At 57.7% G+C, this 12,157-nt stretch carries 8 protein-coding genes and 3 rRNA genes (1 of these 11 only partly in view); 6 read left to right on the forward strand and 5 right to left on the reverse strand.

Translation table 11 applies throughout. From position 1 onward, the window contains the following. The 4 genes from ACHPFG_RS01485 to ACHPFG_RS01500 all read left to right on the forward strand — a co-directional run. Positions 1 to 543: ribosomal RNA gene (locus tag ACHPFG_RS01485) — 23S ribosomal RNA — on the forward strand (it extends 2,349 nt beyond the left edge of the window). 157 nt (positions 544 to 700) lie between these two features. Next, positions 701 to 816 (forward strand): 5S ribosomal RNA (gene rrf / locus ACHPFG_RS01490). A 109-nt stretch (positions 817 to 925) separates the two neighbouring features. Next, positions 926 to 1,041, forward strand: a 5S ribosomal RNA gene (gene rrf / locus ACHPFG_RS01495). A gap of 399 nt (positions 1,042 to 1,440) precedes the next feature. Continuing rightward, a complete protein-coding gene (locus tag ACHPFG_RS01500) occupies positions 1,441 to 3,321 on the forward strand; it encodes a methyl-accepting chemotaxis protein (protein WP_431701410.1) in 1,881 nt (626 codons plus the stop codon). Positions 3,322 to 3,359: 38 nt separating this feature from the next. On the opposite strand, the gene ACHPFG_RS01505 is transcribed toward ACHPFG_RS01500, so the two are convergent. The 5 genes from ACHPFG_RS01505 to ACHPFG_RS01525 form a co-directional block, all read right to left on the reverse strand. Beyond that, positions 3,360 to 3,824 carry an SRPBCC family protein gene (locus ACHPFG_RS01505; RefSeq protein ID WP_131700467.1) on the reverse strand — a complete coding sequence of 155 codons (465 nt, stop codon included), beginning with the start codon at positions 3,822 to 3,824 and terminating at the stop codon, positions 3,360 to 3,362. A gap of 19 nt (positions 3,825 to 3,843) precedes the next feature. Next, positions 3,844 to 7,221 (reverse strand): amino acid adenylation domain-containing protein, encoded by a 3,378-nt coding sequence (locus tag ACHPFG_RS01510; protein ID WP_431701411.1) that lies wholly within the window; start codon positions 7,219 to 7,221, stop codon positions 3,844 to 3,846. Then, a complete protein-coding gene (locus tag ACHPFG_RS01515) occupies positions 7,218 to 8,156 on the reverse strand; it encodes a diiron oxygenase (protein ID WP_431701412.1) in 939 nt (312 codons plus the stop codon). The genes ACHPFG_RS01510 and ACHPFG_RS01515 overlap by 4 nt, the downstream gene beginning before the upstream one ends. Continuing rightward, the gene (locus tag ACHPFG_RS01520; RefSeq protein WP_431701413.1) at positions 8,153 to 8,911 is read right to left on the reverse strand and encodes a DUF3050 domain-containing protein; all 759 of its coding nucleotides are present in this window, start codon (positions 8,909 to 8,911) and stop codon (positions 8,153 to 8,155) included. Before ACHPFG_RS01520 ends, ACHPFG_RS01515 begins: the two co-directional genes overlap by 4 nt. A 337-nt stretch (positions 8,912 to 9,248) precedes the next feature. Continuing rightward, the gene (locus tag ACHPFG_RS01525) at positions 9,249 to 9,956 is read right to left on the reverse strand and encodes a GntR family transcriptional regulator (RefSeq protein WP_131700471.1); all 708 of its coding nucleotides are present in this window, start codon (positions 9,954 to 9,956) and stop codon (positions 9,249 to 9,251) included. A gap of 266 nt (positions 9,957 to 10,222) precedes the next feature. On the opposite strand from ACHPFG_RS01525, the gene ACHPFG_RS01530 reads away from it, so the two are divergent. Beyond that, complete coding sequence (locus ACHPFG_RS01530) at positions 10,223 to 11,116, forward strand: TauD/TfdA dioxygenase family protein (protein WP_431701414.1); 894 nt, start codon at positions 10,223 to 10,225, stop codon at positions 11,114 to 11,116. Between the two features lie 14 nt (positions 11,117 to 11,130). Next, complete coding sequence (locus ACHPFG_RS01535; protein WP_431701415.1) at positions 11,131 to 12,156, forward strand: ABC transporter substrate-binding protein; 1,026 nt, start codon at positions 11,131 to 11,133, stop codon at positions 12,154 to 12,156. Position 12,157: the final 1 nt, after the last annotated feature.

The raw sequence follows: 12,157 nt of genomic DNA on the forward strand, positions 1-12,157 counted from the left end.
GTCGAGCAGGTACGAAAGTAGGTCTTAGTGATCCGGTGGTTCTGTATGGAAGGGCCATCGCTCAACGGATAAAAGGTACTCCGGGGATAACAGGCTGATACCGCCCAAGAGTTCATATCGACGGCGGTGTTTGGCACCTCGATGTCGGCTCATCACATCCTGGGGCTGAAGCCGGTCCCAAGGGTATGGCTGTTCGCCATTTAAAGTGGTACGCGAGCTGGGTTTAGAACGTCGTGAGACAGTTCGGTCCCTATCTGCCGTGGACGTTTGAGATTTGAGAGGGGCTGCTCCTAGTACGAGAGGACCGGAGTGGACGAACCTCTGGTGTTCCGGTTGTCACGCCAGTGGCATTGCCGGGTAGCTATGTTCGGAATAGATAACCGCTGAAAGCATCTAAGCGGGAAACTAGCCTCAAGATGAGATCTCACTGGGACCTTGAGTCCCCTGAAGGGCCGTCGAAGACTACGACGTTGATAGGTTGGGTGTGTAAGCGCTGTGAGGCGTTGAGCTAACCAATACTAATTGCCCGTGAGGCTTGACCATATAACACCCAAGCAATTTGAATACTCGAAAGAGCATCAGATTGCGGTGTGTGAAGACGCAATGAACCGAAAGTTCGATGCTCACAAAACACCGATAGCTGTCACATACCCAATTTGCTGAAGCGAGGCCAGCTGGCCGCGACTCAGTACCCGAATTTCTTGACGACCATAGAGCATTGGAACCACCTGATCCCATCCCGAACTCAGCAGTGAAACGATGCATCGCCGATGGTAGTGTGGGGTTTCCCCATGTGAGAGTAGGTCATCGTCAAGATTAAATTCCGAAACCCCTGTTTGCTAACGCAGACAGGGGTTTCGTTTATGTAGAAGTCCATGAATTTCATCGGTACGTTGCTAAAGCAACGCTCCGATACACAGAATTTCTTGACGACCATAGAGCATTGGAACCACCTGATCCCATCCCGAACTCAGCAGTGAAACGATGCATCGCCGATGGTAGTGTGGGGTTTCCCCATGTGAGAGTAGGTCATCGTCAAGATTAAATTCCAGAACCCCTGTCTGCCCATGCAGACAGGGGTTTTGTCGTTTAGAGGGTTTATTAACTTTGTAAGCGAGCAGATACGCCTATCCAGCTCCAAACATCAGGTTCATGGCGCCAGCCTATTTTTAAAAGCGCGACACAGGTATTAATGAAAATTTGTCGCACCGCTTGAAGGGATGAAGTCCTTACACCTACATCTTGTACGACAACCTTTGGTCGGCTTCCTACGTAAAAAGACGATTCGTCCCACAATTCCCTAAGTTTTCCTCCTGCTTGGCCGACAGCCTGATGAGCTATGCGTGCACCGAAATAGAGCGGCCAAGACGCCGCCTATACCGTTACATGGAATGTTCCTCTCGGCACGCTCACCCCCTTTGGCAAAAAGAAGTCGATGAAATGAATCTCAAGTTCAGTCATAAAATTCTGTTGGCCGCGTCAGGCGTTGTGGTTCTGGCCTTCGCGTTATTCACCCTTTACAACGATTATCTGCAGCGCAGCACAATCAAACAGAATCTGGAGTCGTCTATCCAGCAATCCGGCGAGCTCACCGCCAGTAGTGTGCAGAACTGGCTCAGTGGTCGAATACTGGTGCTCGAAAGTCTGACGCAAAACGTTGCCCATCAGGGTAGCGCTGTTGATCTCCCGGGACTGGTCGATCAACCGGCGTTCACTTCGAACTTCCAGTTCACCTATGTTGGTCAAACCAACGGTGTGTTCACCCAGCGCCCGGACGCAAAAATGCCTGACGGCTACGACCCTCGTCAGCGTCCCTGGTACAAGCAAGCCGTGGCTGCCGATAAACCCATGCTCACGCCGCCCTATATGGCCGCCGTAGGTGGGCAGATCGTAACTATCGCTATGCCGGTGAAAAAGAACGGTGAGTTGCTCGGTGTGGTCGGCGGAGACCTGAGCCTGCAAACTCTGGTGAAAATCATCAATTCGGTGGACTTCGGCGGCATCGGCCATGCGTTTCTGGTCAGCGGAGACGGCCAAGTCATCGTAAGTCCTGACGAGGACCAGGTGATGAAAAACCTCAAGGACATCTACCCAGGCACTAACGTCCGTATTGAGAAAGTTAATCAGGACGTAGTTCTCAAGGGCCAGGACCGCATTCTGTCGTTCACGCCTATCAGTGGCCTGCCCGGTGCAGATTGGTATATCGGCCTGTCGATTGATAAAGACAAAGCCTACGCACCGCTGGGTAAATTCCGTACGTCTGCATTGATCGCCATGCTGATCGCCGTAGTTGCGATTGCCGTGCTGTTGAGCCTGCTGATTCAAGTGTTACTGCGGCCCTTGACCACCATGGGCATTGCCATGCAGGACATTGCCCAGGGTGAGGGCGACCTGACTCGCCGCTTGACGGTCACCAGTAAAGACGAGTTCGGTGAAGTGGGCAGCGCGTTCAACCGGTTCGTGGAGCGTATCCACGCCTCGATTTCCGAAGTGTCTTCTGCAACACGTCAAGTGCATGACCTGTCTCAGCGTGTGATGGCATCATCCAACGCCTCGATCATCGGCTCTGATGAGCAAAGCGCACGCACCAACAGCGTGGCCGCCGCAATCAACGAACTGGGGGCTGCCACCCAGGAAATCGCGCGTAACGCCGCCGATGCTTCACAGCACGCCAGCGGTGCCAGCGAGCAGGCCGATGATGGGCGTAAAGTGGTCGAGCAAACCATCCTGGCAATGTCGGAGCTGTCGCAGAAGATCAGCCTGTCCTGCACTCAGATCGAAACCCTGAACGCCAGCACCGACAATATCGGCCACATCCTTGATGTGATCAAAGGTATCTCCCAGCAAACCAACTTGCTGGCACTGAACGCTGCGATCGAAGCAGCACGTGCCGGGGAAGCCGGACGCGGGTTTGCCGTGGTCGCCGACGAGGTGCGTAACCTGGCTCACCGTACCCAGGAGTCGGCTGAGGAGATTCATAAAATGATCACTTCGCTGCAAGTGGGTTCGCGTGAGGCAGTGACCACCATGAATGCCAGCCAGACCTCCAGCGAGGAAAGTGTCCAGGTTGCCAACCAGGCCGGTGAGCGCCTGGTCAGCGTAACGCAGCGAATTGTCGAGATCGACGGCATGAACCAATCCGTCGCTGCGGCCACCGAGGAACAAACTGCCGTGGTGGAAACCCTCAACGTCGACATCAACCAGATCAACCTGCTGAACCAGCAGGGCGTGACCAACCTCAACGAAACCCTGAAAGACTGCGATGCGTTGTCGCAACAGGCCAATCGGTTGAAGCAGCTGGTCGACAGCTTCAAGATCTGACCCGCTGAGTGTACGAGTAGGAGCGAGCCGTTTCGCTCCTACCGCTTACCCAGCAAGCGGCGGACATTGTCCAGCGCGCTGTCGGCGAAGCCCTGCACAAACTGTTCAAATCCCACCTGTGCCGTGTCCAAGGGGTCGGCAATGATGGTCCAGGTTGCTCTGGAGCAGTGCGCTCCAAGCGCTTCTACTTTGATCGACGCCCACAACCTGGCCACGCCCAGGGTGTTGTAGATCATGGTCCAGGTCATGTGCATCGCGTGCTCTTCCCGGCTATTGAGCTGTTCTACGACGCGGTTGCCATCGCGGAAAAATTTCGTGCGTAAAGCGCCCACTCCGTTGCCGGTCATTTCGATATGCGTCAAGGAAGGGATGAACGCATCGAAGCCTGCAAACTGCCCCACTAGGTTCCACAGGCGGGAAGCATGGCAGTCGATCACCACAGAGGACACTATCGGCTGGCCGTTCGGGTTATGAATTAACGTATCGGGTTGCAGCGGTTTCATGAAGTTGTCCTGAATCGGTTCAAAGAAAGCCGATGGCCTTGAGGTAGTTGCAGCCTTTACTCAGCAGTGCCGGGTCTTTTTCGGGGTATTGCTCACCCATCTGCTGAACGCCGCGTTGCGCGTTGTCATGGAGGATCATCGAGGTGTCACCGATGTCTTCATCCAGTCGATCAAGGTAAAACCCGAGTACACCAAACATCGCATTGTCCTGGCTCACCGTTCGCAGCGTCTGCTGCCAATACGCAGTACTGACCCGCTCGAACCTGTGGCCCGCCCGGATGAATGCATCCAGGTAGTGCTCCCAGCTCAGGGGTTGTGGGTTGTGCAGGTTGAATACGTTTCTATCGGCTTGAAAGCGATTGCAGTGGAACGCAATGAAGCGAGCCAGAAAGTCCACGGGCATCAGGTCGAAATTCAGATCCAGCCTCGGCAGCATGCCCAACTGCAGCGACCCCTTGAGCATCAACATCAGGCGATTCTTCTGTGGCTGGCAGACTCCGTTATGGCTGTTGAAGCTGATATTTCCAGGGCGATGGATGTTCACCCAGGCTCCTTGCTCAACTGCACGTCCCAGGACCCGCTCGGCTACCCACTTGGAGAGGTTGTAGCCATTTCGGATGTACAGCGGCAGGGTGTCTGCCGCCGGAGCTTCGAGCACATGCCCCATCGTGCCGATGCTGCTGGCGGCCGACAACGTCGAGACAAAGTTGAAGACTTTTTTGCAGCGGGTTTCGCATAGGCGCAGGCATTCGAATATGGGGGCGACGTTGTCTCTGGCCAGTGAGGCGTAGTCCATTACGTGGTTGACCCTTGCTGCGTTATGCACCAGCGCGCCAAAGTCTGCGGCGAGTGCGTCGTACGCGTCACAGGCCAAGCCCAATCGCGGCCGGCTGATATCGGCGGCAAATACTCGTACCCGGCTCAAGTCCAGCTGTTCCAGCTGGTAGTCACGCAGCGCCTGGGTAAAACGAGCCATCGCAGGATTCCCCGGCAAGTCACGCACCAGGCACGCGACCTCGGTGGCACCGGCGTTCAACAACGCCTCGACAATATGGACGCCGACGAAACTGTTGGCCCCCGTCACGATCACCTTGTGCGGATTGCCTGCGCGGTCCCCTTGCAACGGATTGATCACCCACTCCCGTTGAGCGTCCATGACCGCTTGGGCAGAGGATGCGTCGGGCAGCTCACCATCCTCCATCAGTGTTGCGAGCGTACGGATAGTCGGTACTTCAATGAAATGGCTCAACGCGAAACTACGGCCAAATTGCTCGCGAACACGCAACAACAGTGTCGACAGCAAAATCGAATGGCCGCCCAGTGCGAAGAAGCTTTCATCGATGGGCAACTGGCTGGTGGGCAAGTCCAGCAGCTCACCCCAAAGGTCGCTCAATCGCGCTTGAAGTGGCGTGTGCGCAGCGCGGGGAGTGGCCTGCAAAATGGCTTGGAAGGGTCGCGACAGCAGCCCCTTGCGGTCGACTTTGCCGTTGTTGCTGTGCGGCATGGCTGGCAGTTCCACCCAGAAACCAGGTTGCATGTAGTTCGGTAGCCACTGGCGCGCATGCTGCTGCAAGGCCACCAGCGTAGCGTTGGGTTCGGGCTGGGCGACAAAGGCGCAGATCCTGCTTTCATGGTCGATCACCACGGCCAGCTCACGATACAGCCTGCTGCTGCGCAGGCATTGTTCAATCTCCCGGGGGTCGACCCGAAAGCCGCGGATCTTTACCTGATCGTCGCGACGCCCACCCAGCACAATGCCTTCGGCGGTCCACTGCGCCAAGTCGCCGCTGCGGTAGGCCGGCAGCGTTTGGCCGCCTGGCACCAGCAGTTCGACGAACGGGCTGTCAGCCTGCCGCGGCGCATTCACATATCCCAGGCTCACTCCGGGCCCGACGATGTACAGCTCGCCCATCACCCGCTCGTCCACCGGTTGCAGATCGTCATCGAGGATCAGCACCTGGCTATTGGCGATGGGGTGGCCGACATTACGATTATTGTCATTGGGCTCGAGCGTCCGGTGCGTAATCAGTACTGTGGTTTCGGTGGGGCCATAGAGGTTGTGCAACTGACACTGTCCTGCCAGACGCTCGATTACATGGGGTTCGCAGGCATCGCCACCGGTAAGCAGATGCGTCACGCCCAGGGGGGGATCCAGCGGCAGGATATTGAGCAGCGCAGGCGGCAGGAAGGCATGAGTGACACGCTGTCGGCGGAGCAATTCCACCAGTTGTCCAGGGTCGTGTCGCTGTTCCTCGCCGGGTACGATCAACTCGGCGCCGGCAATCAGGGCGGGGAAGATTTCGATCAGTGACGAGTCGAAACCCAAGGGCGAAAATTGCAGGACGTGGCTCCGTTCATCTAGCGTTATGCACGACCTGAACCAGGCCGTGAAATGTGCCAGGTTGCCTTGGCTGAGCAGCACACCCTTGGGCTGGCCAGTACTACCCGATGTATAGAGCACCATGCACGGTATATGCGCGCAGGGGCGATTGTGCATCAACGAGGATGCTGAGTTGGCGTTGAGCGGCTCGACTGCGCTGACATCCAGAGAAATGAAACGCTCCCGTAATGGATGCTGGCCTGCATCCAGCAATACGCTCGCCCCGGCGTTTTCGAGCATGGCCCGGTGGCGTTGGGCGGGCTGATCAGGTCCGAGTGGCAGGTACACCGCACCACTGCCCAGCACGGCAAGAATGCTGGCATACAACTCCATGGATTTTTCCAGGCATACACCGATCACCGGTGGCGCCTCAAGCGCCTCCAGCAGCGGGCGCAATCGCTGCTGAATCGCCATGGCCCGCAGGTGTAGTTGGCGGTAGGTCACGGTGTGCCCCGCCATGTTCAGCGCCGGCCGGTCGGCGAACAGATTAAGGCTGGCCTGCACCCGCTCGATCACCGGCACCTGGGCTTCCCGGATCAGATCGGGGTCTGCCGTGCGATTGAATCGATGCATGAATGCCAACGGCTCTAGCCCGTGCAAATCGTGCTCGGGCCAGTCAGTGGCAACCGCGCTTCTAGAGAGAGACTCGGGGTCACGTGAGAAGCCACTGACGAGTAGCGCGACCCAATCCACCAGCGCAGTTGTTGCCTGCTGACGCAGACGCTGGCCGTTACCACTGGGCTCCTCGGCAATGCCCAGCGCGGCAAACAGACGTCGGTCATGGTCATAGGCGCGCAATTGCAGCGTGGGTAACCCGCTGCTGGTTAACGGACCCACCCCCAGGCGCAGGCATATACAGGTGGTTTCGCCCAGGTCATCCGGCAACGGCAGGCTACCGTCTTCAATCCACAGGTCGGTGGCCTCATCCCCCGCCACATGGCCGTACTGTTCCAGTATTAGCCTGATTTCGCCAAGTGCCTTGCTTGTGCCGCACCAGCCGATGGTCAGGCACCTCATGGCGACACCGACAGGTAGTCGTTCAGCACCTGCCCCACACTCGGCGTTTGCAGCAAGCCGCTGTGTTGCAGGAAGCCCATGATATTGCTCATCAACGGGTGCTGGCGGGTGATGGGGAACGCCAGCGCTGATATTTCATCGCGCAGCACACCGCGCAGGCGCTCGCTGATGTCGAGGTGTTCGATCAGGTGCAGGTCGAAGTTTTTCTGCAGGTCGTTGGTCAGATAGTGCGCCAGGAATGTTGGCAGTACGTGGGCGATGCTGTCACGGTCGTCCGAACTCGCGGCTTGCCAGTAGATACGCACCAGCCGCGTCCAGAACTGCGCGTGGCGACCTTCGTCAAACAGGTGGTCGTCCATCAAACCTCGTATGGAGGCCTTGACACTGCGGTCCTTGGAAAACGCTGCTACATCGTGGGTCACGGTGTTTTCGGCGATGGCTACGCCAATCAGCTCTACTGCATCGCTCAGGTGTGCCGGAGCCTGCGCCTGCGCCGCCGGCAACGCACGACTCAGTTCGATATGCCCGGGCAGGTCGAGCGGTTGTATGCCCGTCATTGCGACAGTCTGTTGCATGAAATCCAGGGCCACCAAGGCGTGGTAGTCCTCGTCCACCACAACCGTCATCGCATCAACGCGACAGGCGAGGGGGAAGGGCAGCGAGAAGCGATTCTTGGCAATGCTGCGCGCGGTCTTATCGACGATTTCGGTTTCGAAAATAACCACGTCGTGGATGAATTTGTAGAAGCTCTGCACCAGCACGAAGTCGCGCCACTGCGGGCAATGTTCCATGAAGGTCTCGCTGAGTACCAAGGGCTGACGGCACAGTGGGTAGATCAGCTTGTCATCGTCTTCCAGCAAGCGGCGAGGGCGGGTTCGGATGGTTGCGCGGCGTTCCCAGTCGTCGGCGATGGTGGTGTAGCCAGCCGTATTCATGGGTGCACCTCTTGCAGTGCGGCCTGCACCTCGTCCCAGAACGTGATACGGCTTTCTACGGCGGCAAGGGCTGCGTCGTGGGCCTGCTGCGGATAAGTCGGGTCGGCACCCACCAGGCGTTCGAGCAACTGCTCTGCTGCTCGCCCATGATGCTCAGTGTCCACCTCAATGTGGCGCTCGAAGTAACCACACAAGGCGGATGCCTTGCGATGGATGAGCGTGTCGGGCTGCAGGAGGTGTTCGAACATACTTGGGATGACGCGCTCACGCCCATGAAGGAATGCGGCTGCTACGCAATGGGTAGGGGCTTCCAGCGCCATGCGCAGCGTGTCACTGACGAAGCGCGCTGCGCCAGCAGGAACATCGGCCATGCGCAGGGCAGTGCTTGCTTCCACGCCTTGGTGCTGCAGTGCAATGAAACGGTGTATCGCCGAGGTGCTGGCGCCGACTTCGACCATGGCTTCCAGGTACCACTCGAAGTGGCTGCAATGGCCTTGCCTGGGGTGAGAGTCTGATTCTTCGCCCAGCACAATCTCATTGATCAGGCGTGCGGCTTGCGGGTCGGCCGGTGGCAGCCAGGGTAGGCGAGTGCAGGTCAGGTCCTGTTGCAGGCGTTTGGTGAGTGTCATGAAGTCCCAGACAGCGAACACATGGTGTTCCATGAATAGTTGTAACTTTTCCAGCGAACTTATTTCCAGAAATAACGGATGGCTGCACAACAGCCGTTTTCTTTGTTCCAGCAAAGGTTGGTACATGGTTGATGCCTATAAGTTATTGCGTCTGCCGCTAAAACAGCATTGGACTTTTGTATGCGGCAAGAAGATAAAAAGATGTAAACCAGGCTTTGCGCGCACGAGCGCTCACGCAAGTGGGGCTGCACGGTCGATTTGAGTGTCTGGTCTAGTAAGGAAAGATAATAAGCGGGCTAAACAAATTGGCGAGTATATGAATGCATTAGATGTTTTTCTAAATAATATAAGCTGTCGGCAACTTACTTTATAAGAGTGGGAAGTTTCTTCTGCGCGGGGCGCCACCGGTCAGGTAGGGAACCCCGCGGCGCTTGGCGGGCAAGATAAGAGACCTGACACCTTGTTAGAGAGTCTTCGCTCCGCTGGCATCCAGGTTATTGAGATAGGTTGTGATCACTTCCATCCCGCGCATCAAGTGATTACGCAGTGTCAGGATACTTTCCTGGACTTTCTTTTGTGCCACAAGGTTCAGCAGTTCGCGGTGGTCTTCCTGGGATGTCTCGCCCAGCCCCATCGCCTCAAGGTTGAAGCGCAGGAAGCGCTCCTCCTCATTCAGCCCGTGTTCCACCAGCTTGAGCAGCCTCTGGTTGGGAGCCTTGCTATACAGGGTCATGTGAAACAGGCGATTGAGACGGCCAATCTCGGTGTAGTCTTTTTCCTGTTCCAGGGCACAGATGAACGTGTCTGCCTCGGCGATATCGGCTTCGGTCAGCAAGGGAATCGACAAGCGCAGGGCTTCAGACTCCAGCAACATTCGCAGCTCATAGGTTTCAGCCGAATTGTCTTCGATCAACGGTGCAACTACGGCGCCCTTGTGGGTGACCACGTGCAGCAGCGACTGGGCCTCCAACTGGCGCAAGGCTTCACGCACCGGCATGCGGCTGACCCCGAACAGGCTGGCCAGCTCCTGCTGACGCATGGCGGTACCGCAGGGCAAGCGGCCATCAAGGATGGCATTGCGCAAGGTTTCTTCAATCACGGAGCGAGCAAGATGGGCGGGAATAGGACCGCTGACCTTGATGCTGTTCAAAGGATTCGGCTTCTGCGTCACGGTTACGCTATCCTCCTTATTAAAATAGTGGTGGCTAATTGGATCCAATGCACACTAGAGGCTGCCCATAAGCTTGTCAAACCAGCACAGTTTCGGCTTGTAAGCGTTTCAACGCGTGATTCCGGCGGCCCACATGCAGGCTTTGCGGGGTCTGACGCGCCAGTGCCATGTTGCGACATTCCCCTATATCGATATTCTTTAACGGTATTTAAATTACCGTTCTTATATCTATAAAGTCACTCTCCTGACTGATCGGGAGTGACCTCATGTCCGCCACCTCTACTGTTCCAACAGCGACCCTCTGCGCCCAAGCATTCGAGATTCGACCACTGCCTGGCAGCGTGGGTGCCGAGATCATCGGCCTGGACTTGTCCCGCCCGGTCAACGATCAGGATTTCGCCCGCATTCACCGCGCGCACCTGAACCATCACGTCGTAGTGTTCCGCGACCAGCGCATCACCCCCGAACAACAGATCGCCTTCAGTCGCCGCTTTGGCGTACTGCAAATCCACGTGCTCAAACAGTTCCTGCTGGCCAACCACCCGGAAATCCTGATCGTCTCCAATATCATCGAAAACGGCCAATCCATCGGCCTGGGTGACGCGGGCAAATTCTGGCACTCGGACCTGTCCTATAAAGAGCTGCCGAGCCTGGGCTCGATGCTCCACGCCCAGGAGCTGCCGTCCGAAGGCGGCGATACCCTGTTCGCCGACATGCACAAAGCCTGGGATCAACTGCCCGAGCACCTGCGTAAAGCCGTTGAAGGCCGCAGTGCCGCGCACTCTTATACCGCGCGCTACAGCGAAACCAAATTCGAAGGCAACTGGCGGCCGACGTTGACGCCCGAGCAGCTTGCCCAAGTCGCGGAAGTGGTTCACCCCATCGTGCGCACCCACCCGGAAAACGGCCGCAAGGCGCTGTTCGTCAGTGAAGGCTTCACCACCCGCATCGTCGGCCTGCCGGAAGACGAAAGCCGCGACCTGCTGGCCCAGCTCTACGCCCACAGCGTGCAGCCGCAGAACATCTACCGCCACCAGTGGCAGCCCCACGACCTGGTGTTCTGGGACAACCGCTCGTTGATCCACCTGGCCGCCGGTTGCCCGAGCCATCTGCGCCGCAAGCTGTTTCGCACCACCATCCAGGGCGACGCGCCTTTCTGATTCGGAGCATGACCATGTCCAGGAACATTCCATTTGCACGGCTGGCCGCGACTGTCGGCCTGGGTGTCAGCCTGTTGGCCGGCAGCCTGGTCGCGCCGACGGCCGCGCAAGCCGAAGGCGAGATCCGCATCGCCGAACAGTTCGGCATCGTCTACCTGCTGCTTAACGTGGTGCGCGACCAGAACCTGATCGAAAAATATGGCAAGCAGGAAGGCCTCGACATCAAGGTCGATTGGACCCAGCTGTCCGGCGGCGCCGCGGTCAACGACGCACTGCTCGCCGGTTCTATCGACATCGCCGGTGCCGGCGTCGGCCCACTGCTGACCATCTGGGACCGCACCCACGGCAAGCAGAACGTCAAGGCCGTGGCCTCCCTGGGCAACTTCCCCTACTACCTGGTGAGTAACAATCCCAAGGTCAAGACCATTGCCGACTTCACCGACAAGGACCGTATCGCCGTGCCGGCGGTGGGCGTGTCGGTGCAGTCGCGCTTCCTGCAATACGCCGCCGCTAAGCAATGGGGCGACAAGGAATTCAATCGCCTCGACAAGTACACCGTCGCCGTCCCGCACCCGGATGCCACCGCTGCCCTGATCGCTGGTGGCACCGAATTGACCGGGCACTTTTCCAACCCGCCATTCCAGGACCAGGCCCTGGCTAACCCGAACGTGCATGTGGTGCTGAACACCTACGACCTGCTGGGGCCAAACTCGCCGACGGTGCTGTTCGCCACCGAAAAATTCCGCAACGACAACCCGAAAACCTACAAGGCGTTTGTCGAGGCGTTGACCGAAGCCGCGCAGTTCGCCCAGAACGATAAAGGCGCAGCGGCCGATACTTACATCCGTGTCACCAAGGCCAGGATCGACCGCGCCGAGTTGCTGAAAATCATCGACAACCCGCAGTTCGAATTCAGCATCACACCGAAAAACACCTACCCGCTGGCGGAGTTCCTCTACCGCGTCGGCGCCATCAAAAACAAGCCTGAATCGTGGAAGGACTACTTCTTCCAGGACGCCAAGCCCCTGCAAGGAAGTTGAG

Source organism: Pseudomonas sp. BR20 (assembly GCF_050780135.1).
Lineage (GTDB): Bacteria > Pseudomonadota > Gammaproteobacteria > Pseudomonadales > Pseudomonadaceae > Aquipseudomonas.